The organism is Nocardia sp. 348MFTsu5.1 (genome assembly GCF_000383535.1).
Taxonomy (GTDB): Bacteria; Actinomycetota; Actinomycetes; order Mycobacteriales; family Mycobacteriaceae; genus Williamsia; species Williamsia faeni.
This window is the reverse complement of record NZ_KB911511.1, coordinates 23,833-47,734: the sequence shown is the minus strand read 5'-3', so window position 1 is coordinate 47,734 and position 23,902 is coordinate 23,833. Positions and strand designations below refer to the sequence as shown.

General features: G+C 63.6%; 23 protein-coding genes. 7 read left to right on the top strand and 16 right to left on the bottom strand.

Annotated elements, in window-relative coordinates:
• Positions 1-2: 2 nt before the first annotated feature.
• Genes H290_RS0106615 through echA20 form a run of 4 tightly spaced genes read right to left on the bottom strand, consistent with a single transcriptional unit; the run spans position 3 to position 3,567 of the window.
• Positions 3-1,073 carry a nitronate monooxygenase family protein gene (locus H290_RS0106615; RefSeq protein WP_020105992.1) on the bottom strand — a complete coding sequence of 357 codons (1,071 nt, stop codon included), beginning with the start codon at positions 1,071-1,073 and terminating at the stop codon, positions 3-5.
• Positions 1,070-1,879, bottom strand: coding sequence for a CoA-transferase (locus H290_RS0106610; protein WP_051121912.1), 810 nt, complete (start codon positions 1,877-1,879; stop codon positions 1,070-1,072). Before H290_RS0106610 ends, H290_RS0106615 begins: the two co-directional genes overlap by 4 nt.
• Positions 1,876-2,766 (bottom strand): CoA transferase subunit A, encoded by an 891-nt coding sequence (locus H290_RS0106605; RefSeq protein ID WP_020105990.1) that lies wholly within the window; start codon positions 2,764-2,766, stop codon positions 1,876-1,878. Before H290_RS0106605 ends, H290_RS0106610 begins: the two co-directional genes overlap by 4 nt.
• Before the next feature lie 6 nt (positions 2,767-2,772).
• Entirely contained in the window at positions 2,773-3,567 is a 795-nt protein-coding gene (gene echA20, locus H290_RS0106600; RefSeq protein WP_020105989.1) for a (7aS)-7a-methyl-1,5-dioxo-2,3,5,6,7,7a-hexahydro-1H-indene-carboxyl-CoA hydrolase, read from the bottom strand.
• Positions 3,568-3,658: 91 nt separating this feature from the next.
• Between echA20 and H290_RS0106595 the strand changes: the two genes are divergently transcribed.
• The 3 genes from H290_RS0106595 to H290_RS0106585 are packed head-to-tail and all read left to right on the top strand — an operon-like array spanning position 3,659 to position 5,773.
• On the top strand, positions 3,659-4,438 hold the full coding sequence (locus tag H290_RS0106595; RefSeq protein ID WP_020105988.1) for an SDR family oxidoreductase: 780 nt from the start codon (positions 3,659-3,661) through the stop codon (positions 4,436-4,438).
• A gap of 34 nt (positions 4,439-4,472) precedes the next feature.
• On the top strand, positions 4,473-5,393 hold the full coding sequence (locus H290_RS0106590) for an SDR family oxidoreductase (RefSeq protein ID WP_020105987.1): 921 nt from the start codon (positions 4,473-4,475) through the stop codon (positions 5,391-5,393).
• Complete coding sequence (locus H290_RS0106585; RefSeq protein ID WP_020105986.1) at positions 5,390-5,773, top strand: hypothetical protein; 384 nt, start codon at positions 5,390-5,392, stop codon at positions 5,771-5,773. Before H290_RS0106590 ends, H290_RS0106585 begins: the two co-directional genes overlap by 4 nt.
• Positions 5,774-5,816: 43 nt before the next feature.
• Here H290_RS0106585 and H290_RS0106580 read toward each other — a convergent pair whose 3' ends face one another.
• From H290_RS0106580 to H290_RS0106560, 4 genes are all read right to left on the bottom strand, one after another.
• Positions 5,817-6,647: an SDR family oxidoreductase gene (locus H290_RS0106580; RefSeq protein WP_020105985.1), complete on the bottom strand. Its 831-nt coding sequence runs from the start codon at positions 6,645-6,647 to the stop codon at positions 5,817-5,819.
• A 5-nt stretch (positions 6,648-6,652) separates the two neighbouring features.
• Positions 6,653-7,549: a TetR/AcrR family transcriptional regulator gene (locus H290_RS30570; RefSeq protein WP_081631506.1), complete on the bottom strand. Its 897-nt coding sequence runs from the start codon at positions 7,547-7,549 to the stop codon at positions 6,653-6,655.
• Positions 7,550-7,754: 205 nt separating this feature from the next.
• Positions 7,755-8,822, bottom strand: a complete 1,068-nt coding sequence (locus H290_RS0106565; RefSeq protein ID WP_020105983.1) for a hypothetical protein — start codon at positions 8,820-8,822, stop codon at positions 7,755-7,757.
• 26 nt (positions 8,823-8,848) lie between these two features.
• Positions 8,849-9,976, bottom strand: a complete 1,128-nt coding sequence (locus H290_RS0106560) for a sulfotransferase (protein ID WP_020105982.1) — start codon at positions 9,974-9,976, stop codon at positions 8,849-8,851.
• 184 nt (positions 9,977-10,160) lie between these two features.
• On the opposite strand from H290_RS0106560, the gene H290_RS0106555 reads away from it, so the two are divergent.
• Complete coding sequence (locus H290_RS0106555) at positions 10,161-11,144, top strand: LysR family transcriptional regulator (protein WP_020105981.1); 984 nt, start codon at positions 10,161-10,163, stop codon at positions 11,142-11,144.
• 145 nt (positions 11,145-11,289) lie between these two features.
• Here the strand turns inward: H290_RS0106555 and H290_RS0106550 are convergent, their stop codons facing one another.
• The 4 genes from H290_RS0106550 to H290_RS0106535 form a co-directional block, all read right to left on the bottom strand.
• Complete coding sequence (locus H290_RS0106550) at positions 11,290-11,943, bottom strand: GNAT family N-acetyltransferase (RefSeq protein ID WP_020105980.1); 654 nt, start codon at positions 11,941-11,943, stop codon at positions 11,290-11,292.
• Positions 11,944-11,987: 44 nt separating this feature from the next.
• Positions 11,988-13,691: an alkaline phosphatase gene (locus H290_RS0106545; protein WP_020105979.1), complete on the bottom strand. Its 1,704-nt coding sequence runs from the start codon at positions 13,689-13,691 to the stop codon at positions 11,988-11,990.
• 125 nt (positions 13,692-13,816) lie between these two features.
• Complete coding sequence (locus tag H290_RS0106540; RefSeq protein WP_020105978.1) at positions 13,817-14,296, bottom strand: nitroreductase family deazaflavin-dependent oxidoreductase; 480 nt, start codon at positions 14,294-14,296, stop codon at positions 13,817-13,819.
• Positions 14,297-14,302: 6 nt separating this feature from the next.
• A complete protein-coding gene (locus tag H290_RS0106535; protein ID WP_020105977.1) occupies positions 14,303-15,469 on the bottom strand; it encodes a steroid 3-ketoacyl-CoA thiolase in 1,167 nt (388 codons plus the stop codon).
• 158 nt (positions 15,470-15,627) lie between these two features.
• Here H290_RS0106535 and H290_RS0106530 point away from each other — a divergent pair, with 158 nt between their 5' ends.
• A complete protein-coding gene (locus H290_RS0106530; protein ID WP_036518337.1) occupies positions 15,628-16,914 on the top strand; it encodes a cytochrome P450 in 1,287 nt (428 codons plus the stop codon).
• Positions 16,915-17,227: 313 nt separating this feature from the next.
• Here the strand turns inward: H290_RS0106530 and H290_RS0106525 are convergent, their stop codons facing one another.
• From H290_RS0106525 to H290_RS0106510, 4 genes are read right to left on the bottom strand one after another with little or no spacing between them, the layout of a single operon-like run.
• A complete protein-coding gene (locus H290_RS0106525; protein ID WP_020105975.1) occupies positions 17,228-17,671 on the bottom strand; it encodes a nuclear transport factor 2 family protein in 444 nt (147 codons plus the stop codon).
• Positions 17,672-17,725: 54 nt separating this feature from the next.
• The gene (locus H290_RS0106520) at positions 17,726-18,901 is read right to left on the bottom strand and encodes a thiolase domain-containing protein (RefSeq protein ID WP_020105974.1); all 1,176 of its coding nucleotides are present in this window, start codon (positions 18,899-18,901) and stop codon (positions 17,726-17,728) included.
• On the bottom strand, positions 18,901-19,968 hold the full coding sequence (locus H290_RS0106515; protein ID WP_020105973.1) for a thiolase domain-containing protein: 1,068 nt from the start codon (positions 19,966-19,968) through the stop codon (positions 18,901-18,903). Before H290_RS0106515 ends, H290_RS0106520 begins: the two co-directional genes overlap by 1 nt.
• Complete coding sequence (locus tag H290_RS0106510; RefSeq protein WP_020105972.1) at positions 19,965-20,984, bottom strand: Zn-ribbon domain-containing OB-fold protein; 1,020 nt, start codon at positions 20,982-20,984, stop codon at positions 19,965-19,967. The genes H290_RS0106515 and H290_RS0106510 overlap by 4 nt, the downstream gene beginning before the upstream one ends.
• Positions 20,985-21,049: 65 nt before the next feature.
• Between H290_RS0106510 and H290_RS0106505 the strand changes: the two genes are divergently transcribed.
• Together H290_RS0106505 and H290_RS0106500 are read left to right on the top strand one after the other, a co-directional pair.
• On the top strand, positions 21,050-22,087 hold the full coding sequence (locus H290_RS0106505) for an LLM class F420-dependent oxidoreductase (RefSeq protein WP_020105971.1): 1,038 nt from the start codon (positions 21,050-21,052) through the stop codon (positions 22,085-22,087).
• 210 nt (positions 22,088-22,297) lie between these two features.
• Positions 22,298-23,902 (top strand): NAD(P)/FAD-dependent oxidoreductase, encoded by a 1,605-nt coding sequence (locus H290_RS0106500; RefSeq protein ID WP_020105970.1) that lies wholly within the window; start codon positions 22,298-22,300, stop codon positions 23,900-23,902.

Sequence of the window (23,902 nt, the reverse complement as noted above, 5' to 3'; positions counted from 1 at the left end):
GGCTAGAACTTGCCGAGCTGGTCCAGGCGGTCGCGGGCCTGGGTCATGATCTGCTGGATGAGTTCGTCGCAACTGGGCAGGTCGTTGATCATGCCGACCACCTGACCTGACGCCAGGATCCCGGCTTCGGTATTGCCCTCGACGAGCCCGGCCCGCAACAACATCGGGGTGTTGCCGGCCATGATCACCTGTTGCCACGTCCGTTCGCCCGACTTGCGCATCGTGCGGCCGTCCTTGAGCATCGTCGACCACTTCATCCCGGTCATCCGCTTGAACCTGTTGGCGTTCTTGGCCGCTGCCGCCAGAGCGGTTGCGCCGTTGCCGGATTCGAGCTTGTCCACCAACTCGGTACGCAGGACCCGGTGGGGCATGCCGTCGACCTTTGTGGAGACGACGGTGTCGCCGAGGCCCCGCTCGAGATACTGGGCCTTGACCGCGTCCGGCACGGCACTGTCGGAGGTCAGCAGGAAGCGGGTTCCCATCGCGACTCCCTCGGCGCCGTAGGACAGCGCCGCGACGAGTCCGCGACCGTCGAAGAATCCACCGGCCGCGACCACCGGGATCCCGTCGGGGCCCAGCGCATCGAGCACGCTCGGCAGCAACAGGGTTGTTGCCACCGGGCCGGTGTGCCCGCCGCCCTCACCACCCTGGACGATCACCGCATCGGCACCCCACGAGGCGACCTTCACGGCGTGCTTGGCGGCACCGATCGACGGGATGACGACGATCCCATGGTCTTTCAGCTTCGCGATCAGGTCGGGTTTGGGCGCCAGGGCAAACGACGCGACCTTGACCTTTTCACGGATGAGTAGATCGATACGCTCGGGTGCATCGGTCGCATCGGCCCGCAGGTTGACGCCGAACGGCTTGGAGGTCAGGGATTTCGTCTTGGCGATGGCCGCTTCGAGTTCGGGGTAGGTCATCGTTGCCGATGCCAGGATCCCGAGTCCACCTGCGTTGGACGTCGCCGACGTCAGCGACGGTCCCGACACCCAGCCCATACCGGTCTGGACGATCGGGTAGTCGACGCCGACCAGTTCGGTGAACCGGGTCGCAATAGGCGCAGCAGTCATCGTGCTGTCCTGCTGGTCGATACCGGCTTGACTTCCTTCTCCCGCAGACCCTTCGGGTCGATGACCTCGCGGATCAGACGCAACTCTTCGGCGTTCGGTGCGCGGGTGACCCCGGCATCGGCCAAGCCTGCGACCTCGAAGCCCGTGTTCTCGGCGACCTCGGCCGCATCGACGCCGGGGTGCAGCGAGACCGCACGCATCGTGTGATCGGGTCCCTCGAAATCGAAGACGCCGAGGTTGGTGACCACCCGGGGAATGTTCAGATATTTGAAGGCCGGGTTGTCGGCGTCGATCTTGTCGTAACCGACTCCGGAGACCACGTCGACCACACCACCGAAGACCCGGGCCGAGTGTTTGGCCACCCAGTAACTGGTCGGGTGATTGATCGTATTGCCCGGAGCCCCACGGGAGCCGAACATCTGTCGCGTCGGATGTTGGAGCGGACCGAATGCGGAGAGGTTCTGATTGCCGTACCGGTCGATCTGGTTGGCGCCCATCACAACATGGCGCCGCCCGGAGGCGACGACGTCGAAGACCTTGCGGAACGGCATCCATCCCTCGATGGGACCGGACTTTCCGACGGCAGGGGTGTCGGCGAAGATCAGTGCCTCACCATCGGTGATCAGCAGATCGGGCTCGGTTGTCAGTCGTGCGAGCCGGGCGCCGATCAACGGGGTCGTTGCCATCGGGGACGCCATGGTTTCTCCCGCGCCGGAGAAGATCTCGGCGCAGGCGATCACGCAGTACTCGGCGCGGGTCACATCAGCCGAGGGGTCGGGGGTGCTCCCTGCGTGTCCTGTTGTCACTGTGCGTCCTCTCGTTCGGCGTTCCACTTGTCGACCTCGGTCTGATAGACGTCTTCGGGCACGGTCAGGAACCGATCGGAAAACGCTTGCCAGGCTTCGGGGGTTTTGGCCGACTCGGCGTAGAACTGCTGGAAGGCTTCGTCGCGGCCGTACTCGCCGGCAAACGTGAAATGCGCGCCGTTCGGCGTGTGGACCACGCGGTCGACGTTCAGCCGGTTGAGCAGAAGACGTTGTACCGGAACCTTTTCCACCAGCTCCTCGGTGGTGACCAGGCGGTCGGTTTCGAGGTAGCGTCGCGTGGCCGCGGCGCAGTAGAGGTCGTCGAAGTAGGGGTCGATGCCGGTGTATGCGGCGTTGCCATGACGGTCGGCGAGGTCGAGGTGGACGAATGCCGCATCGAGTTGCAGTGCGGGCATGGCGATCAGCGTCTGATGGCGGCCGTCGTCGTCGGGGTAGGGCGAGGTGACGGTGCGCAGTTCCCCGTCCCAGAAGTTGGGGACGTCGGAGCCGAGGCCGGCCCGGATCGGCAGGAACGGCAGGCGGGCGGCGGCGGCCTCGAGGCCACACTTGACCATGCCTTCGTCCATCTCGCGCACAGTGATCGCGCCGGTCGTCCGGGCCTTGGCAAACCAGGGATCGTAGAACGGCGGTGAGTCCAGTGAGACGAACCCGTAGTAGGCCTTGCTGACTTTGCCTGCCGCGCAGAGCAATCCGAGGTCGGGACCGCCATAGGTGACGATCGTGAGGTCGGTGACCGAGGAGCGGGCGAGTGCTCGCACCAGGGCCATCGGTTTACGGCGCGAACCCCAGCCGCCGATGCCGATGGTCATGCCGCTGCTGATCTCGCCGATGATGTCGTCGAGGCTGCTGGTCTTGTCGGTTGCCATCTGTGGTCAGGCCCCCTTACTGGTGGATGTGGCTGTGTCGTTTGTCTTGGATTTGGGTCGGCCGGTTTCGACGAAGGCGTCGCGGTGTTCGTCGGCGACGCCGGCAAGATTCAGTTCGAAGGTGTAACCCTGTTCGAGCCGGTAACTGGTCTTCACATCCACCGGATCGATGCCGTTGATGGCTTCTTTGGCCGCCCGGATCACGCGGGTGTCCTTCGCCGAGATCTTGCGGGCGATCTCCAGCGCGGCCTCGTCGAGTTGATCGCGCGGCACCACCCGCTGAACCGATCCGAAGTGCAGGAGTTGCTGTGCGGTGACGTTCTGCGCGGTGAAGTACAGGGTGCGCATCGTGTGCTGAGGCACGAGCCGGGCCAGGTGGGTGGCGGCGCCGAGGGCTCCGCGGTCGACTTCGGGCAGCCCGAAGACCGCGTCGTCGGAGGCCACGATCACGTCCGCGTTGCCGACGAGGCCGATGCCGCCGCCCACACAGAATCCGTTCACGGCGACGATCACCGGGACCGCGCAGTCGTACACGGCGGCAAAGGCGGCCGCGCAGCCGCGGTTGGCGGCGATCAGGGCGTCGTAGCCCTCGGTGGCCTGCATTTCCTTGATGTCGACTCCGGCGTTGAACCCCCGGCCCTCGGCTCGCAGGATCACCACGTGGGTGTCGAGACGTTGTCCGGCGGCGATTATTGCGTCCCCGAGTTCAAACCATGCCGCCGAAGGCAGGGCGTTGACCGGCGGAAAGTCGACGGTAACCGTGACAATCCCGGGTTCGACCGTAGATGTGGTGATCGGCATCAATGCTCCTCGCGTACTGTCCTGGTGTAGACCAACCAAGCAATTGCTTGGTACCTTAACACTCATAGTGCGGACTCGGAACGGAGCGTGGATGGACCTCGGCTTGCAAGGCCAGGTGGTACTGGTGACCGGTGGCGTACGTGGGGTCGGTGCCGGCATCAGTGCCGTACTCGCCGACCTGGGTGCCACCGTGGTGGCCTGCGCGCGGCGGCCGGCGGAAGCGGCCGATCCGCGCATCGACTTCGTGGTGTGCGACATCCGTGATGCCGACGCGGTCGCCGAGATGGTGACCGGCATCGTCGAACGTCACGGCAGCCTTGACGGGCTGGTCAACAATGCGGGCGGCGCGCCGTTTGCCCTCGCCGCCGACGTGTCACCGCGGTACCACTCCAAGATCGTCGAGCTGAACATGCTTGCGCCGCTGATCGTTGCGCAGGCGGCGCAGAAGGTGATGCGGGATCAGCCCGGCGGGGGATCGATCGTGAACGTGTCGAGCATGAGCGGTCATCGCCCGTCACCGGGAACCGCGGCCTATGGCGCGGCGAAGGCGGGACTCGACTCGCTGACGGGATCGCTGGCCGCCGAATGGGCGCCGATCGTCCGGATCAATTCGGTCGTCGCCGGTGCGGTACGCACCGAGTTGGCCGAACTGCACTACGGAGACGCGGCCGGGGTGGATGCGGTGGGCAAGACCATCCCGATGGGCCGCCTGGCATCACCCGAAGATGTGGGCAACGCCGTCGCATTCCTGTTGTCCCCGTTGGCATCCTATGTCACCGGTTCTACCCTGACCGTGCACGGTGGCGGCGAGAGGCTGGCGTTCCTGGACGCCGCCACCGCCGCGAACTCCGTCACCCCCACCACCACCTGAACATCACTACCTGAACTGACTGAGGAGCCAACTGATGAGTGGAATTGTTGCCGGACGCGTTGTGATCGTGACCGGTGCGGGCCGGGGGATCGGCCGCGAGCACGCCTTGGCCTTTGCCCGAGAGGGCGCAAAGGTGGTGGTCAACGACATCGGTGCCGGCCTCGACGGAACGGCCACCGGAGAGTCTCCGGCCGAACAGGTGGTCGCCGAGATCGTCGCTGCGGGTGGGCAAGCCGTCGTCAATGGCGACGATGTGGCCGATTGGGCCGGCGCCCAGAATGTCGTGAACACCGCGATCGAGGAGTTCGGTGGACTCGACGTGCTGGTCAACAACGCCGGGTTCCTGCGCGACAAGATGCTCGTGATGATGAGTGAAGAAGACTGGGACAACGTCATCCGGGTCCACCTCAAGGGGCACTTCGCGATGCTGCGCCATGCCGCGGCGTACTGGCGGGCCGAGTCGAAGGCCGGCCGGGCGCGGGCGGCTCGTGTCGTCAACACCTCGTCGGGTGCCGGGCTGTACGGCTCGGTCGGACAGGGTAATTACTCCGCGGCCAAAGCGGCGATCGCCGAACTGACCATCCAGGCGGCAGCCGAGATGGCCGGCTACGGGGTCACGGTGAATGCCATTGCGCCGTCTGCCCGGACGCGGATGACGACCGGTTCCGGTGACGCCATGGCTGCGCAGATGGCGGTACCCGAAGACGGCTCGTTCGACACGATGGACCCGGCCAACGTGTCACCACTGGTGGTCTGGCTGGGGTCCGAGGAGTCGGCTCAGGTCAGTGGACGGGTCTTCGAGGTCGAGGGCGGCACCATCTCGGTCAGCGATGGCTGGCAGCGAAGTATCAAGCGTGACAAGGGGTCTCGCTGGGATCCGGCAGAGTTGGGCCCGGTGGTGAAGGACATCCTGGAGCAGGCACCGACACCGATGCCGGTCTACGGGGCACGATGACGGCACCCACCGACGATCAGCTGATCGCAGCGGCGAAGTCGTACGTCGATGCGCTGGTCAGTCATGATCCGTCGCAGGTGCCGTTCCATCCCGACTGCGTCCGTATCGAGATGGGCCTCAAAACCGGTCGCAACGGAAACCACTTGCGGCGCGGTCTGGCTCGTGGACCGCAATTCCGTTTGATCCACACCATCGGTGACTTCACCGCAACAGTCACTGACGGTGTCGTCCACAGCACGTTCTATGTGCACGTGCATCCGAAGCCGTTGCGGCTGAGCGCTTTGGTGACCGAGAGTTTCGAGTTCGACGAGACTGGCCGGATCCTCAAGATCGTCGCGAGGTTTGGAATTCCGCGGCGGCACCAGACACGCGGTACATAAGCGTGGTGCTCGGAAGATGCGGAGGCCTAGACGCGAGCACTGGTCATTTACCTGTTCCTGTCGGTTTGGTCGATTGGGTATCCCATGAGGAAATTGTTGTATCGATGAAAGAATCCCAGTCGCTTGCTCGACTCTGCAAAATAGGAACAACCTGGTCATCGGTTTGAAGCATGAAGCGATTGCAGAGTATGGCGTCCACAACCATCTCTCCGACCTCGTCCGCTGATCTGACCTTGAACTGGGCACCCGGTCCTCGGGTGCCGGTGTCGGGGCCAAAAGACTTGATCGTTGAAGCAATGTTTGTCGCAACCGGTCCCGGACATAAGACCGTGACACCAATGCCCTTGGGTTTCAAATAGAAAGCGAGTCCTTCGGAGAGTTGGATGATCGCGGCCTTCGAAGCGGAATAGGGGAGGCGGTCGAATGAGTAACCGAACAGGCCGGCGAATGACGCCGTGTTCACCATATGGCCGGTTCCCTGTTCAAGGAGAAGAGGCAGGAACACGGAGTTGCTGCGGACCACGGACATCAAGTTTATATTGATTACGCGTTCCCATTCCGCCACCGGAATGTGTTCCGGGAGCCCTTTGGTGAGCACACCGGCATTATTCATGATGACGTCCACGCTTCCGAACTCCGCAAGCGTCGCATCCCGAAGTACTTCGAATGCAGCGTCGTCGCCCACGTCGATCTGTACGGATATTGCTCCCGCGCCGGTTGCGCGAATGCTTGTGGCGACCGCTTCTGCACCGAGATGGTCACAGTCGGCGACAACGACGTTTGCGCCTTTTCTCGCCGCTGACATTGCAGTGCTGCGGCCGATGCCGCTGGCTGCGCCCGTGATGACCACGGTCCGCTTCGTAAGGGATTCCATCTCGTTTACCTTCTTTCTGGTTCAGATTCGGGATGTGATTTCAATGGACGCCCAGCGTCAGCCGGCGCGCCAGGCGTCTGGTGTTGTTTGACCAGAGATTCGGTTTGGGTGACGGAGGTGCTGCTCTGTCGGCGATGACCTGCTGAACTCGTCATACTCAGGGGCCGGTGTAAATCGCCCGCGGGGGCAACTTTCGGCAACGAGTGGCCATTCCTTTTGGGCGTCGCAGTTGTGGTTCTTCGGCCGTTCGATTCTGTCCACGCGCCCAGGGCCGCGAGCGTCTCGGCCGACGGCGGTGTGATTAGGTGCGCAATCAGGCTGTCGAGAAGCTGACTCACATGCACGGCATAGGGCGGAACGGGTGCGCCCAGATTCTTTCCCCGGTGCCGATCTGCGCATACGTGGAGGCTTGTCGCTGACGCCTGTCGGATCCGTATCTCGCGTAGAGGTTCAGGAATGTCGCCGAGTAGTGATGTCAGCCGTTCCTTATAGGCGTCCTCGAAGGCCCTGTTGGAAGGGGGGAGGCGGTCGAGGGGGTGGACCTTTTGCCGAAGATGGCCGAGTTGTTCGAGGAACTGCAGGTAGTAGCAGTCTTCGTCTTCGGCCAGTTCGATCAGCGGTAGATGGTGGGCTTCGACTACTCCACGCAGGTCGTCGGCGGAGGTTCGCGCCTGGAGGAGCGCTCGCCGACGGTCCAGGTCGTCGAGACGGTTGACCAGGATGGCCTCGACCAGGCCTTCTTTTGAGCCGAAGTGGTACTGAACGGCCGACTTGTTGGCCATCCCTGCAGCGGTCCCGATCTGGCGTAGTGGAACCCCATCGATGCCGTGGACTGCGAAAAGGCGCTCAGCGGTGAGGACCAGTTGCTGTTTGGCGGACCGACCGATTGGGGGTATTGACATCTAACAATGAAACCATGCAGGACAAAGTGAAGTCGAAGGACTTAACATTCAGGCAATCGACCTGAAAGTGAGTACCCAAATGGAGGACCTTGCTCTGTCCGACGGCGCGTCTGTTCGAGCACGCCCTTGCGCGCATCGATGAGAATCAGGGCGACTTCGGCGGTCGAGGTTCCGGTGACTCAGTTCGTCTCTGGTGTGTGGATTGTCAGTCGCTCTCGAGCTTTTCACGCGGAATCGAACGCTCGAGCATCCCGTAGGTCTGCTCGTTGTCCCACGTGTAGCGAACTGAAGCCTGTTGTAGCACCGGGAAGTCCGGCATCTCTGCCTTGAGCGCCTTCATCGAGTTGGTCTTGTCGCTGTGGTGCACATCGTGCGTCGAGATCGCGGTCTCGCCGGCGATCTCGTAGACACCGTCGGCGGTCTCCAGAGTGAGCGAAACGTCTTCACCCCTGGTTCGCAGTCGAGACAGCCACGGAGCCTTTGTGATTCGTGCCGGGATCAGCTTTCCGTCGCCCAAGAAGATGAATCCTTCGTTGAAGGTCGGCTGCCCGTCGGCTCGGGGTGGATACGCGATGTATCCAAAGGCTCGCCCGCTGGGGAACACCGCCGACTGCCAGCAATGGCCCCAGAAACCTGCGAGCTGGCGGACGCCCTGTCGTCGGATGCGGAGTCCATTGCCCGAAAAGGTATGTGTCTCTTCGTTATCGATGGTCAGTTCGCCACTGGCGCGGAACAGCTGTTCGTAGCGATCGCCTCCCATGAGGCCACCTTCGACCGAGTTTTTCAGTTTGTCGGCGGCTTCAGCCTGCAGCGAGCCCTGAATCCACGGTGGCGCAGCCATTGTCCCCTCGACCCGGAAACTCACATTGACCAGGGGGCCGTCGATCTTGCCCTCCAGCAGACCGGCGGATGTGGTTTGTACCGCCTTCCCCTCGTAGGTCATCGTCCACTTGTTGAACGGATCGACGCACTGGAACCCCAGGCCACCCGCACCGAGCACCCGCGGGCGACCCTCGGTGTCCTCGACCGGCCAAGAGGGCCCACCGTCGCGGAGCCGGTAGACGCGTCCGTCGGCGAGCGCCACGTTGACCTGGAGATCGTGGTTGTCCCAGTTGTTGGACACCGCCTCGACCCCGATTCGGGGCAATGCCACTTCACCGCGGTCGTCCAGCACCCAGAAGCTAACCGAATCGCGCATTTCCGGGTTTTCGGGCTTGACGGCGAAGACGTTCTCGCGGGCGGGATCGATGCGGCCGGTGAGATCAACAGTCATTGATTTCTCTTTCTACGTTGGGGGATTCAGTGCTTCGTCCAGAGGCGTGCTGCCTCGACATACTCTGCGAACCGGGGTCGAAGCTGGTCGAGGTCGATGGCGAATTCCGCCGGATCCGCGCGCGAACTCGGTTCGCGTACGGCGGCTGCTTCGGTCCACCAGTTGCGCATCTGACTGTTGAACTGTTCGCTGACGGGTTCGCCCAACCATCGATAGAGTCCTTCGACCTCACCGATGGGATTGTTCTGCATAGCGGCGAAATCGATGTCATAGAACCGGTCCTCGGCACCTGCTGCGCGAAACGCGAGTGTCCGATCCATGCCCAGCGACCACTGCTCGACGTTCAGCCTCCCGATGTAGTGCAAGTCGACCTTGTCCGTGAATGACGAAATGATGTCGCGGTACAGGTCGGCCACCGAGAGAATCACGTCTGTGGGATCACGGTGGGTCATGACAAACCGTGCATCCGGAAAAACCTTGGTGATTTCGTCGAGGAACAGGACGTGTGATGGACACTTGAGACGCCAAGGGCGCTGCGGTTCACCCCATTGGAGGAGTTTCATCACCCGCTTTTGGTACTCGAACGTGGTGGTCAGATCGGCCGTGTTCGCAAACCAGTCCGAATACGTGGGTATTTGGGCGAAGGACTGGAAGAGGCTCGATTTGAAGTCCAGCGACATCAGCTCGAGACATTCCATCGGTCCATGGATGTCGGCCGGAACATGGTGGCGCGATCCGACTTTGAAGTCCATCCCCTTGGGTATGCGGGGGTCGTCTCCGGTGATGGTCGACGGCGGCGGACACGGTGTGGCGGATTCCCATCGGCGCAGGTACCGCACAGACGGGTCCTGGGCCAGCAGGATCGAAAGCGCGGTCGATCCGGTGCGCGGCAATCCGATCCCGATCAGTGGGTCCTTGATCATTTCATCGTCGATTTCGGGATGGCGGCGGTACCAGTCCTCGACCTGCAGGCGCTGGGCCAGGTGCCCGATGATCCGGTCGTAGATGACCTTCTCGCCGAGATCATTGAGCTGTGCCTCGTCGCGGAGCGAGGTGACCAGGACATCGAGACCGTCGCGGAACGAATCGTCTCCGAAATCGGTGAGCCCGGTACGCGTCACCGCGACATCCAGTAGTTGATCGGTTTCAGTCATCGTTGACCTCTGCTGTCTGTCGGCCCGGGATGGGTGGTGATGAGTTGATGAAGATCATCTGCATTCGCGGATCCGTATGGGTGTGCCTTAGAGGAAGGCTATGACGGCCATCACACCGCGCGCCAATATCAATCTCGCCATTCAGTCATGCCGATTTGGCATGGCTGGTACATCTGGACACGTTATGGACACTCACCGGCTCAAATATTTCCTGCAGGTCGCGGAGGAGGGCTCGGTGACGCGGGCCGCGAAGGTGGCGGGGATCGCCCAACCTGCGCTAAGTCGTCAGATACGGCTGCTCGAGGAGGACCTCGGCGTCACTCTGTTCCGTCGAACGTCGCGCGGCGTGGTGCTGACCGAGGAGGGCGAACGGCTGCGCTCAGCGACCGCTGTGCCTCTGCGGCAACTCGAGCGGGCCATCACATACGCGGGTTCTCCGTTGGCGCGTATCGAGCGGGGCCTGTTCCTGGGGTTGCCGGCAACGGCGGCCGAGGTGTTGTCGGTGCCGCTTCTGGGGAGTTTGAGTTCTGCCTTTCCCCGCGTCACTTTCCATGTGGCAGTTGCCAATACAGACCGGCTGTTAGGTGATTTGCTCAAAGGCTCTGTCGACCTCGCGATCATGAACCCCGTGACAGATGACCGGATCTTCTACAGCGACCTGCTGGCAGAGGAGCTTTTTGTGGTGGGTGGCCTGTCCTCGACCCTGGATCCCGCCCGGCCCGTGCTGTTCAGCGAACTCGCTGACCACCCTCTGGTCTTGCCGAGTTCGCAAACCGGGATCGGGAACACGCTGTCGAACACGGCCCTGCGACACGAGATGAGGCTTCGGGCCAAATTTGTGACGGACTCGCTCGATGTGACGAAAGAACTCATCGTCGCCGGCCACGGATACGGAATCCTGCCCCTCTCGGCGTGCCGGGGCGAAGTCGAGGCCGGGCGTCTGATCTATGCCCCGCTCGTCGCTCCGGTGCTGACCCAACAGCTCGGTATGGCGGCAACCGCGCATCTGGAACTCCCCCGGGGTCTCGCCATCAAGATCGGGGAGATCATCTCGGACGAAGTGGCTCGGCTGATCAGCTCGGGCAGTTGGCCGTCGGCGCGCGCGGTTCCGGTTCGGCAGTGGCGTGAGGAGGCGGACGGAAGCCTCCGTCCGCATCCTCCTCAATGATCGAATCGGGGTCACGATCGAGGTGTGCCACGGCCATTCAACGCCGGTATGGCGGGACCGGGTTCGGTGGCGGCCTGCTCCACAAATACGAAGACGCCCCACAAGAAGTCTTGTGGAGCATCTTCATAGACGAAGTGTCTATCGGTTATGAACTGGGGGCGCGGACGACCATCGGGACACCGGGGAAGTACGCGGCGAGTTCGGAACGGCTGCGCCGCAACGCCGCGGTGCCGTAGCCGTGCTTGCGGTGCTCGGGCGCGATCCAGATCCGGACGTCGACCTCTCCGCCCGACAGTTCGCCGAAGACGATGCCGACCTTCGAGCCACCTTCGAGGGCAACGAGCCACACGGCTTCCTCGTTGTCCATCCGGCTGTTGGCCCAGGAGATCTCTTTGCTGATGTCGTCGGCGGGGGTTCCGCTGCCGTCGCCGGCCGCACCCACGTCGGCGGTTCGGGCGGCGAACAAGTCGGCGTCGCTCTCGTTGAACGGCCGCAGGGTGAGCGTCTCGGCGGTCGCGGCCGGACGATCGGTCTGGGTGAACGTCAGCTTGCTGTTGAGGTCCTCGAGTTCGGCGGCGTTGGCTCGTCGTGCCGTCACCGTCAGTCGATCGAACGCCATTCCGAGGACGGCTTCCGCGCCGATGGCAGGCACCGAGAGAAGTTCGGCGATGGCTGCGACGGCGGCCGGGCGGTCTTCGGCTTCGACGATCGCATCGAGGACGGCGTGGCGTTGTTCGAACGCGGCTTCGAGAGCGGCGGTGATGTCGCGGCGAATGGCGGCGCGGTCTGGATCAGTCATGGGTCGATCCTATTCGTGATCGTGCGGCAGGGCATGTGGAGCACCTACGTGAGCGCCGGACCGGTGGCGGGCTGGACGTGCCGGGCACCGTTGGGTACCCGCCAGGACTGGGCATATCGCTGACCTGAACCCGGATCCTCCCGGCTCGTGATGAAGAACCAATCCATCTGGGTGGCGGCGGGGGTCACGGTGAGAACCGCGTAGCCGTGGGCGTCGGTGTCCACCCAGCGCAGATGGTGGTTGATCGTGGTCAGGGCGCCGGCAGCGACCGCGCCGGCGGTGTATTCGGGTACCCCGACGATGTCGTCGACGTTGTTGGAGGTGACGGACGTCACCACCAGTTCGGTTCCCACGGTGCCGGCGCCGGGATAGTTCGCGGCGTCGACCGGGAGGTCGCAGGCGAAAGACATGTGGATGTCACCGGTGATGAATACCGCGTTTTCGACGTTGTTGTCGTGTAGCGCTTGGTAGAGCCGTTTGCGGTCGGCGGTGTAGCCGTCCCAGGCATCGGAGTTCAGCGGGATCCCGGCGTTCGGAACACCGAGCAATTCGGTGAGTGCCGCGGTGGTGCTGGGCTCGAGCGGCGGAATCAGGATGGGACTGATCATCACCGGGTTGCCGATGATCTGCCACGTGGTCGGTGACGAGACGATGCCGTTGGTCAGCCAGGACATCTGCGCCGCGCCGGCGATGGTCGCGGACGGGTCATCGGTTTTCGCGGACGTCATCGACTGCTGTTCGCTGCGGTATGTCCGCAGATCCAGCATGTTCAACTCCAGCAGATTGCCGAAACGCAGACGCCGATAGATATGGCGCCCGGAGGCATCGGACTCGGGCCTCACCGGCATCCACTCGAAGTAGGCCTGTTCGGAGTTCGCCTTGCGCACAGACCAATCACCTTCGGCGGCAGTGTGATTCTCGGCGCCCGACGCGTAGGAGTCGTTGGCCGACTCGTGATCGTCCCAGGTGCAGATCCACGGCACATTCTGGTGTGCACCCTGCAGGTCGGAATCAGATTTGTACTGGCCGTGACGGATTCGGTAGTCGGCGAGTGAGACGATGTCGTGGGCCGGCTGATGCGCTCGCACCGTTCCGTCGTGGCCGCCGTATTCACCGACGCCGTATTCGTAGATGTAGTCGCCGAGGTGGACGATCGCGTCGAGGTCGGGTTGTGCGGCCAGATGTCGGTAGGCGCTGAAGTACCCGGCCTCCCAGTTGGCACAGGAGACGACACCAAATCGCACCCGCGCCACGTCCGCGGCGGTTGCGGGAGCGGTTTTTGTCTGACCGGTCGGGGAAACGACGCCTGCCGCCGAACCGCTGACCACGCGGAAACGGTAGTGATACCGGGTATTTGGAGCCAGCCCACCGGCGTCGACCTTGACGGTCAGGTCGGATGCGGGACTCGTAGCGGCCGTTCCCGAGGAGACCACCGAAGCAAATCCGGGATCGGTTGCCACTTCCCAGGCCACGGAGGTGGCGCTGCCGCGCCCCGAGCCCGGTGTCGCGTCGTCCGTGGGCGTGATGCGGGTCCACAGGATGACGCGATCCGGCAACGGATCACCCGACGCGACGCCGTGCCGGAACACGGCACCGGGTGCCTGACCACCGGCGGTGGCGCGTCCGGCATAGACCGTCCCGAGGACGCCGACGGTCCCGGCGGCGGCTCCGCCGAGAAACGTGCGACGTGACGGCTGAGCCCAGCCGGTGTTCGGGGCTGGGGGCTGGGAATCTGAGGTTCTAGTCATGGCCGACAAATCCTGGCATACCTGGCCGCCCCGGCGATACCGTCTGATGACCTTCGCAAAGAATTCTCGTCGACGCGCCGATGAACTCTTGGCGGTTTGGACCCCCTGCGGCCGGGGTGATCAGCTCATTTCGGCTGGCAGATGATCACCGGGATCTTGCGATCGGTCCAGCCCCGGTAGGTGTCGAAATCGGCGTAGAGCTCGACCAGCTGCGGCCACAGCCGCTGCCGCTCGAGGTCGGTCGCTTCACGGGCCCGCATCACCGTTGTCGTGGCACCCTCCTGGATGGTGACATCGGGATTGGCGGTCAGGTTCAGATACCAGGCCGGATTCGATGCCAAGCCGCCCTGCGAAGCGACCACCACGACGTCGGTGCCGTCGCGCAGGTAGATCAGTGGGACGGTGCGGGCTTTCCCGGATTTACGGCCGATCGTTGTCAGCAGGACGATCGGTACCGGCTTCTTGAAGCCGGCGGCGACCCGCCACTTCGACGCGAACCGGCCCCCGCTCATCTTGTAGACCCGGGTATTGAGACGGGACCCGAGCTTGATCGCGGTGCTGACGGCCTTGGAATTGAGGGCCTTGGGTGTTTCTTGCGGGAGCACGAGACCTCAGATCAGTTCGATGATGGTTCCGGTGGAGAGCGCTCCGCCTGCGCACATCGTAATCAGGGCGGTCGACGAATCGGAACGTTCCAATTCGTGCAGTGCAGTGGTGATCAGGCGTGCGCCGGTGGATCCCACCGGATGTCCGAGCGCGATGGCGCCGCCGTTGACGTTGACTTTGTCCATGTCGGGGTTGTGCACCGATGCCCACGACAGCAGCACCGACGCGAATGCCTCGTTCACCTCGAAACGATCGATGTCGGAGATCGACATGCCGGCTTTCGCCAGAACCCGCTCGGTCGCCTGCACCGGTCCGTCGAGGTGGTAGTACGGCTCGGCGCCGACGAGCGCCTGAGCGACGAAACGCGCACGAGGCCGCAGGCCCAGTGCCTTGGCTTTGTCCTCGTCCATGATCAGGACGGCGGCGGCGCCGTCGGAGACCTGCGACGAGGTGCCCGCGGTGTGGATGCCGCCCTCCAGGACCGGCTTGAGTTTGGCCAGAGATTCCAGGGTCGTCTCACGCAAACCCTGATCGCGGGCGACATCGAGGACGGTGCCGGTCAGCTCGCCTTCCTTGGTCCGCTCGGGAGCCTTCAGCGAGAAGATCTCCCGGTCGTAGCGGCCCTCGTCCCACGCCCGTTTGGCGAGCTGCTGGCTGCGCACGCCGAGTGCGTCGACGTCGGCGCGGGTGATCCCGCGACGGGTCGCGATACGTTCGGCGGCCAGGAATTGGTCGGGCATGTCGATGTCCCACGAAGCGGGACGGCGGGTTCCGGCCCCTTCGAGCATCACGTTGGCGCCGAGCGGCACCGTTGTCATCGACTCGACACCGCAGGCGATCCCGACGTCGATGGTTCCCGTCGCGATCAGGCCGGCGATCAGGTGATTGGCCTGCTGGGCCGAACCGCACTGACAATCAACCGTCGTGGCCCCGGTCTGCCAGGGAAGCCCGGCGTGAAGCCACGCGGTGCGGGTCACGTTGTTCGACTGCGCACCGACCTGCATCACGCAGCCGCCGATGACCTGCTCGACCTCGTTCGGGTCGATGCCCGCACGTTCCACCAGTGCTTTCTGGGTGGCTCCGAGCAGTTCAGCCGGATGCAGCCCGGAGAGCCATCCTGCTCGTTTGCCGATCGGGGAGCGGGTCGCCTCGACGATCACCGGTGTTCCCATGTCATTTCCTCTCGTGCGGCGAAAAGCGCGTTGTCCATACGAAACTAGAACAAGTTGTCAACTGGACACAAGTCCTATTACAGCAGGTAGTGGCCTCGCTGACCATTGTGCTCTACGATCGACTAGAACACGTTCATGTAGAGGATGAGGGGAATGCAATGACGCAGGCCGAGAAGGTGTGCCCATTCGTTGAGGGGTTCGACTTCACCAGTCCTGACCTGTTGGAGCAAGGCATCCCGGTCCGGGAGTTCGCGGAATTACGTAAGACCGCGCCCGTCTGGTGGAACGCCCAGGAGGAGGGCAAGGGCGGTGGCTTCCATGACGGCGGCTACTGGGTTGTCAGCAAGCACGAGCACATTCGGGCGGTCTCGAAGAACAACGACGATTGGTCCACCAATGAAAACGGTGTGATCATGCGGTTCGACGACGAGATGACGGCCGAGCAACTCGACATCACCAAGGCGCTGCTGATCAATCACGATCCGCCGGAGCACACCCGCCTGCGCAAGCTCGTGGCAAAGCTGTTCACGCCCAAGGCCGTCCATGCGTTGGAGGAGTCCCTCGAAGAGGCGGCTCAGAAGATCGCTCGCGATGCGGCCGCCAAGGGGGAAGGCGACTTCGTCGAAGATGTGGCGGTCAACCTTCCACTGATGGCCATCGCCGATCTGCTCGGCGTTCCCGCGGAAGATCGCGAGCGCCTGTTCCACTGGTCGAACACGATGATGAACACCGACGACCCTGACTTCAACGAGCCCGTCGAGGGCGAGGAGCTGACTCCGGCGCAGATAGCCTCGGCCGAACTGCTCGGATACGCCTACACGATGGCCGAACAGCGCAAGCAGAACCCGAAAGAAGACATCGTCTCGGCACTGGTCCTGGCCGACATCGACGGGCAGTCGCTCGAGGAGATCGAGTTCGGCTACTTCGTGCTGCTGCTGGCGGTGGCCGGCAACGAAACAACCCGAAATGCCATCAGCCACGGCATGAATGCCTTCATCGACAACCCGGAACAGTGGGAGCTGTACAAGCGGGAACGTCCGTCGACCACGGCCGACGAGATCGTCCGCTGGGCGACCCCGGTCAACTGTTTTCAGCGCACCGCCCGTCACGATCTGGTTCTCGGCGGTGTCGAGATCAAGAAGGGCCAGCGCGTCGGGATGTTCTACGGTTCGGCGAACTACGACGAAGAGGTTTTCGACAAGCCCTTCGAGTTCAACATCCTGCGAGATCCCAACCCGCACGTGGGATTCGGTGGTCACGGTGCCCACTACTGCGTCGGAGCGAATCTGGCCCGCATGGAGATCAACCTGATCTTCAACGCGATCGCCGACCACATGCCGGACATCACCAAGATCGCCGAGCCCCGCCGCCTTCGGTCGGGCTGGATCAACGGCGTCAAGGAAATGTCGGTCAACTACGGAACCGGTTGCCCCGTCGCGCACTAATAACAACCAGCAGTGTGGCCCCATCCTTTGAAAGGGTGGGGCCACACTGCTGTTGGGGGTGTCCACCGCCGCCGAGCCGCCGAGCGTGCCAAACCAGCCAGCCGCCTTCGTCGAGCGTGCCCATATCACCACCGACCGTGCCCATATCACCGCCCAGCGTGCCGAAACCACCGCCGAGCGTGCTCAAAAGACCACTGACCGTGCCGAAAACTCTACTATGAGAGCAACTTCGGCACGGTCAACGGTGATATGGGCACGCTCGGCGGCGGTTTCGGCACGCTCGGCGGTTTCGGCCCGCTCGACGGAGGGTGGGTCAGGCTTTGCGCATCGAGTTGATCGTCTTCTCGACTTCCCAGAACGCCCGTAGCGCAGCAAGTTTGCCGTCAGGATTGGCGCGGTAGGTGAAGACACCCCGGGCCTCGGATACGTGGCCTGAGATGTGGGAGACGATTTTTCCGATGTACGCGACCTCGTTGCCGCAGATGACCTCTTCGTCGAAGATGAACTCGATCTGTTCGGTGGCAGCGATCGACATGTCCCAGAACTGGCCGATGCGGTCGTGGCCGGTGAAGCCGATGCCTTCTTCGTCGAACATCGAGGGGCCGACCGGGTCTTGCACGATCCCGTCTTCGGCGAATAGGTTCACCCACGCCGCCTTGTTTCGGGAGCCCACGTATTCGCGGGACAGCCGGCCCGCGACCACTGCGGGATTGTTGGCGCGGTCGATATTCATGTAGGCCGGTTCTGCCTTGGTCATGATGTCTCCGTCATGTGAGTCCGCATCGTCTCAGTGGTTGTCACGATGGTTGTATCAGTGCGTGGGCTTGTCGGAGCCGACAAGCCACATCGAAAAGTACTGCGAACCTCCACCGTATGCGTGACCGAGCGCCTTGCGCGCGCCGGGCACCTGGTGATCGCCGGCTTTGCCCTGGACCTGGATGGCGGCCTCGGCGAATCGGATCATGCCGGAGGCTCCGATCGGATTCGACGACAACACTCCGCCGGACGGATTGACCGGCAGTTTCCCGCCGATGGCGGTGCCCCCGGACTCGGTCAGCTTCCAGCCCTCGCCTTCGGGTGTGAAGCCCAGGTTCTCGAGCCACATCGGTTCGAACCACGAGAAGGGGACGTAGATCTCGGCGACATCGATCTCTTCGAGCGGATTGGAGATCCCACCGGCCTTCCACAGCGCCGCGGCGGCATCCCGCCCGGCCTGAGGGCTGACGGTGTCGCGGTGGGAGTAGGACAGCGGTTCGGTGCGCATCGCCGAGGCGTGGATCCATGCCACCGGAATGCCCTGGGCCACTGCGTTGTCAGCGGTCTCCTCGTCACCGATGACCACCGCGCAGGCGCCGTCCGACGACGGGCAGGTCTCGTCGTAGCGGATGGGATCCCACAACATCTGCGAGCTCATCACCTTTTCGACGGTGAGGTCGGGCTGGTGGAGATGCGCGAGGGGATTGCGGGCGCCGTTCTGACGATCCTTGGCGGCGACGATCGCGCCGATGTGGTCGGGGGCGCCGGAACGACGGATGTACGAGCGGATGTGCGGGGCGAAGAAGCCGCCGGCACCGGCGCCCACCGGCATCGTGAAGGGAACCGGAATCGACAACGCCCACATGGCATTCGACTCCGACTGCTTCTCCCATGCGATCGCCAGCACGCGGCGGTGCATGCCGGAGGTGACCAGCGAGGCCCCGACGTTTGCGGTCGAACCACCCACGGATCCGGCCGTGTGGACCCGGATCAGCCGCTTGCCCTCGGCGCCGATCGATTGCGCGAGCGCGAGTTCGGGCATCATCGTGCCCTCGAACAGGTCGGGTGCCTTGCCGATCACGATGGCGTCGATGTCGTCCATCGACACCTGGGCATCGGCCAGCGCTTTGTCGATGGCTTCCCGGCAGAGGCCGGCCATCGACACGTCATGGCGTTTGGCAACGTATTTGGTCTGCCCGGTGCCGAGCACCGCAGCACGATAGCGCCCCATCAGTTTTCGCCTTTCAATGAACGAGGATCGCCGCCGGCGAGGCTGACGACCATGTTCTGCTGCAACAGCGGACCGCTGGTGGCATGTGCCAGCGCGGTGTCGGCATTGCCGCCCAGAATGGTGGTGGCGGCGAAGCCGATGCGTTCGAGTCCGGCCGAGAACAGCGGATTGGCCGCCAGCGCTCCGCCGGAGGGATTGATGATCACCGAATCATCCAGTCCGAGTTCGGACTTCAGGATCAGTTCCTGATGGCTGTACGGCGCGTGGAGCTCGGCGACGTCGACCTTGCGGTTGTTGCCGAGCACGGTGTCACCGGCCAGCCTCGTCGACGGGGACTTCGTCAGATCGCGGGCGCCGAAGTTGGGGGTGTCGATGCGATGGTCCCAACCGGTGATCCACGCCGGACGTGCGACCAGCTGCCGGGCCCGGTGTTCGCTGGCCAGGATGATCGCGGCGGCACCGTCGGTGTAGCGGCAGACATCATGGGCGCGAAGGGGATCGGCGACGTAATCGGACTTGAGCAGTTCATCGACCGAGGCGCCCGTATGCCGGGCGGCGACCGCTGCCATGTCGGCTTCGGTCCAGGCGCCGGAGTCGAGGCCGGCCCGGGCCTGCAGCGCGGCCAGCGACCGGGCGTCGGGCCAGAGCGGGGCGACGGTGTGTGGATCGGTCTGCAGGGCCAGCACCTGATCGGGGTTGGAGGCCGACGGCTTTCCGAACCCGTAGGCGAGTGCAACGTCGACCTCGCCGGTGGCGATCTTCACCCAGGCCTCGTAGAGCGCCCAGGCGGCATCCATCTCGACATGTGATTCGTTGATCGGGGGGACCGCTCCGATGGAGTCGATCGCCGAGATGAACGAAAAGGCGCGCCCAGCAAGGTAATCCGAGGATCCAGAGCACCAGAAGTCGATGTCGGTGCGGCTGATCCCCAGGTCGGCGTAGAGCTTCTGGAAGCAGGGCACCAACATCTCGACGCCGTTGGTGGTGCCAAAGGTCTCGTCGACATGGGGGCTGTGCGCAAAGCCGATGACAGCGATCGGCGGCAACTGCTGATAGGTGCTGGTCACAGGTGATCCTTGTAGGAGTCGTAGTCGGCGTCGGGCTCACCCGACGGACGGAAATGGCTGATGTTGCGCAACGTGTGGTCCCACTCCTCGCGAGGTCGCCAGACGGCTTCGACCCGCATACCCATGTGCACGTCGGCCGCCTCTGTATCGAGGATGAGGTGCAGGAACGGGATGTCGGAGCCGTCGAGCAGGACATAGGCCGCCACGTACGGCGGTTTGATCTGCTGCCCGAGGAACGGGACGTTGACGATGCAGAACGTGGTCACCACGCCCTTGTCGGAGAGTTCGACCTTCTCTCCGGTCGGATGACCGTTGGTCGGGTCGGCGCCGCGAGGCGGGAAATATACCGGCGCACCCGGACCGGTGCGTCCGCCGTAGAGCTTGCCCTCCTTGAGGCCCTGGAGATACCAGGTCTCCTCGATGGACGCGGTGTGGTCGATGGTCAACTCGATCGGCGTCGTGATCATCACGCCGTGTTTGTCCGATGGCTCGGCGCTGTTGGGAGACGCCGGTTCCGGCGTATCACCGAGTGCGAAGTGGTCGATGTCGTCGATCCGGCCGGTGCGCTCGGACTTCCACACCGCGTGCACGCGGGCACCGGTGCTCAGTTCGCCCGGCCCGTCCGCCGCGACGGCGTGCAGCAGCGCGGTGTCGGCGCCGTCCAGCTTGATCAGAGCCCACGCGAACGGCGTCGACAGTGGTTGTCCCTCGAGGGGCTGTGCCATCCAGGTCCACGACGTGACGGTGCCGACGGATGACACCTCCACGAAGTCGTCGATCTGACTGCGGGTGACGGGGTCGAACTCGACCGGGGGGACGTAGACGGTTCCGTCGGCACTTCGGCCCCCGATGACTTTGCCGTCCAGAAGCCCCAGTGCAAAACGTCCCAGGACCGGCCCGAGCGAGCGGGTGTAATCGAAGGCGTTGTGCAATGGTGCGGACAGAACTGGGTCGTCGGGGTTCTCGATCGGTGCGACTACGGCGGCAAATCCTGCGGATATCTGGCTCACGCTCACAGAATCGAGTAGAACAGGTTCTAGATTGTCGCGCAAGGACTAGCTCGAACGGGAGGTCGTCAGGCATGAAGCTCGGTCTGCAATTGGGGTACTGGGGCGCTTCACCGATCTCCGATGCGCCGGCTTTGATCGCCGCCGCCGAAGCCGCGGGGTACGAGGCCGTATTCACCGCTGAATCGTGGGGGTCCGACGCCTACACACCACTGGCGTGGTGGGGGTCGCAGACGTCGACGATCAAGCTCGGGACCGGCATCGCGCAGCTGTCGGCGCGGCCCCCGACATCGGCGGCGATGGCGGCACTGACCCTCGACCATCTGTCCGGCGGCCGGCACATTCTCGGGCTGGGGGTATCGGGCCCTCAGGTCGTCGAGGGCTGGTACGGCCAGCCGTTTGCCAAGCCCCTCGCGCGGACCCGTGAATACGTTCAGGTGATCCGGGATGTGCTGGCCCGCGAAGAGCGGGTGGCGAACGCCGGCCAGCACTATCCGTTGCCCTATCCGCCGGACGCCGCCGGGTCGACCGGGCTCGGCAAATCGCTCAAGCCGATCACCCATCCGCTCCGCGCTGACCTGCCCATCTGGCTCGGCGCGGAGGGTCCGAAGAACGTTGCCCTGACCGCCGAGATCGCCGACGGATGGCTGGCGATCTACTACACGCCGCGGCTCGCGGACATGTACGAATCGTGGCTCGCCGAAGGCTTCGCCCGGCCAGGGGCGCGGCGAATCCGCGACACCTTCGAGGTGGCCGCCACAGTTCAGGTCGAGATCACCGACGACGTCGCCGCGGTCGTCGACGCCTACCGCCCTTCGACGGCCCTCTATGTCGGTGGAATGGGCGCGAAGGGCCAGAACTTCCACGCCGAGGTCTACACCCGGATGGGGTACGGCGACGTGGTTCGCGAGATCGGTGAGAAGTTCCTGTCGGGGCGCAAAGAGGAAGCCGTTGCGGCGGTACCCGACGAGATGGTCCTGGAGACCATGATCGTGGGCGACGAGGATGAGGTGCGACGCCAGATCAAACGGTGGGAGCAGGCCGGGGTCACCATGCTGATGGTGACCAACCGGAACCCCGATCAGATCGCCCGGCTCGGTGCCCTGGTCTAGGGCGAACGTGTTCTAAATCTGGGCCTGCGCCTGAACCACCCTGAAAACTGTTCAATAGGCGGCTGCCGAGGGCCATTTGCCCTCGGCAGCCGCCTATCCAACTGATTTCAGGGGAGCTGTCGCCCGGTCCGCGGCCCGACCGGATACCCCTCGACTTCACAAAACTGATGTGTCAGTCTTCTAAATAGGGGATGCGAGGGAGGGGTGGCCATGAATCGGCCCGATTATGAGGTGATCATCATCGGTGCAGGTCCAGGTGGTATCTGTGCCGGAGCTCAGCTGGTCAAGAGAGGCATCGAGGACTTTCTGATCCTCGATCGAGGTGACGGTTTCGGGGGAAGTTGGCGCGATAATCACTATCCGGGGCTGGGTGTGGATGTTCCGGGGTTTTGCTACCAGTATTCGTTCCGGAAGAACCCCGACTGGAGTCGGATGTTCCCCCGAGGTGCCGAGGTGCTGGCCTACCACCGGGAGGTCGCAGCCGACTTTCAACTCGGTTCGCGGACCCGGTTCGGGGTGCGTGTCGTCCGCGAGGTCTGGGATGAGACGAACGACTGGTGGGAGATCCACACCGACGGTCATGGGGTGATCACCGGTCGGTTTGTCATCTCCGCCATCGGCGCGTACATCCAGGCAAAGGCCGATCCCGGTATCGACGGTCTCGGTGATTTCCGGGGCGAGATCCTGCGGCCCGACAACTGGGATCACGACTACGACCTGTCCGGCAAGCGGGTGGCAGTGATCGGCACCGGCGCGAGCTCGGTGCAGATCTCGCCGTCGATAGCGCCGGTGGTACAGCACCTTTCGGTGTTTCAGCGCACACCCGTCTGGTGTCTGCCGAAACCGGATATGCCGATGAAGCCGTGGATGCAGCGGGGTTTGCGGATGCCCGGTGTCGGAGCCTCACTGGCGTTCTTCTCGAACGTCGTCATCGAGACCTTTCTGCGTATCGTCTACCAGACACCGAGGGCGCTGTTCCGGCCTGGTGCAAGGGTTTTCGATGTTCTCGGACGGGCGCTATACCGAACATATCTCCGCGCGATCGTGAGGGACAAACAGACGCGGTCGCGGTTGGCGCCGGCGTATGGGGTGTTCGGGAAACGTCCGACCCTCTCGAACGACTACGTCGCGAACTTCAACCGGGACAACGTCGAATTGGTCACCAGTGCCATCACCGGGGTGACTCCGCACGGGATCCGCACCGCGGACGGAGTCGAGCGGGATGTCGACGCGATTGTCCTGGCGACCGGATACGAACTCTTCTCCGACCCCGAGAGCTACCGCCGGGGTGCGGTTCTTGGCCGCGACCACTTCGACCTCGCCGACTTCTACAACACGCAAGGCCTGCAGGCATACCAGTCCGTGGCGGTGCCGAAACTGCCGAACCGGTGGATGCTCGTCGGTCCGTATTCGTGGATCGGAACGGGATGGCATGAGTTGGTGGAGATTTCGTCAGGTCATGCGGTCAATGTGATCGATCATGCACGCCGGGCGGGGTACGTCGTCGCCGAAGTGTCGCAGGTGGCCCACGAGAGTTATCAAAGAAAAGTGCGCGAACAGGGGGCGAATATCGCGTACTACTTCGGCACGTTGAACAAGGGTTTGCGCACCTACTACGTGAACTCCCAGGGCGACATGCCGTATATCCGGCCGACCAGCCTGTTCGAGGCCCGCCGGGAGAGTCGCAACCCCTGCCTGGACGACTACGAATTCCGGAGTGCGCCAATCCGATTGCCGGGCGAATCGAAAATCCCTGACTCGGACAGAGTTCGCTCGGGCAAAGGCTTCGATAGTGTTGGACCCAACGAAAGGTGA

Bases quoted from the DNA above. Each gene is read 5' to 3' on its own strand.
- H290_RS0106615 (WP_020105992.1), bottom strand. From the start codon at position 1,073: ATGACTGCTGCGCCTATTGCGACCCGGTTCACCGAACTGGTCGGCGTC.
- H290_RS0106605 (WP_020105990.1), bottom strand. From the start codon at position 2,766: ATGGCAACCGACAAGACCAGCAGCCTCGACGACATCATCGGCGAGATC.
- echA20 (WP_020105989.1), bottom strand. From the start codon at position 3,567: ATGCCGATCACCACATCTACGGTCGAACCCGGGATTGTCACGGTTACC.
- H290_RS0106595 (WP_020105988.1), top strand. From the start codon at position 3,659: ATGGACCTCGGCTTGCAAGGCCAGGTGGTACTGGTGACCGGTGGCGTA.
- H290_RS0106590 (WP_020105987.1), top strand. From the start codon at position 4,473: ATGAGTGGAATTGTTGCCGGACGCGTTGTGATCGTGACCGGTGCGGGC.
- H290_RS0106585 (WP_020105986.1), top strand. From the start codon at position 5,390: ATGACGGCACCCACCGACGATCAGCTGATCGCAGCGGCGAAGTCGTAC.
- H290_RS0106580 (WP_020105985.1), bottom strand. From the start codon at position 6,647: ATGGAATCCCTTACGAAGCGGACCGTGGTCATCACGGGCGCAGCCAGC.
- H290_RS30570 (WP_081631506.1), bottom strand. From the start codon at position 7,549: ATGTCAATACCCCCAATCGGTCGGTCCGCCAAACAGCAACTGGTCCTC.
- H290_RS0106565 (WP_020105983.1), bottom strand. From the start codon at position 8,822: ATGACTGTTGATCTCACCGGCCGCATCGATCCCGCCCGCGAGAACGTC.
- H290_RS0106560 (WP_020105982.1), bottom strand. From the start codon at position 9,976: ATGACTGAAACCGATCAACTACTGGATGTCGCGGTGACGCGTACCGGG.
- H290_RS0106555 (WP_020105981.1), top strand. From the start codon at position 10,161: ATGGACACTCACCGGCTCAAATATTTCCTGCAGGTCGCGGAGGAGGGC.
- H290_RS0106550 (WP_020105980.1), bottom strand. From the start codon at position 11,943: ATGACTGATCCAGACCGCGCCGCCATTCGCCGCGACATCACCGCCGCT.
- H290_RS0106545 (WP_020105979.1), bottom strand. From the start codon at position 13,691: ATGACTAGAACCTCAGATTCCCAGCCCCCAGCCCCGAACACCGGCTGG.
- H290_RS0106535 (WP_020105977.1), bottom strand. From the start codon at position 15,469: ATGGGAACACCGGTGATCGTCGAGGCGACCCGCTCCCCGATCGGCAAA.
- H290_RS0106530 (WP_036518337.1), top strand. From the start codon at position 15,628: ATGACGCAGGCCGAGAAGGTGTGCCCATTCGTTGAGGGGTTCGACTTC.
- H290_RS0106525 (WP_020105975.1), bottom strand. From the start codon at position 17,671: ATGACCAAGGCAGAACCGGCCTACATGAATATCGACCGCGCCAACAAT.
- H290_RS0106520 (WP_020105974.1), bottom strand. From the start codon at position 18,901: ATGGGGCGCTATCGTGCTGCGGTGCTCGGCACCGGGCAGACCAAATAC.
- H290_RS0106505 (WP_020105971.1), top strand. From the start codon at position 21,050: ATGAAGCTCGGTCTGCAATTGGGGTACTGGGGCGCTTCACCGATCTCC.
- H290_RS0106500 (WP_020105970.1), top strand. From the start codon at position 22,298: ATGAATCGGCCCGATTATGAGGTGATCATCATCGGTGCAGGTCCAGGT.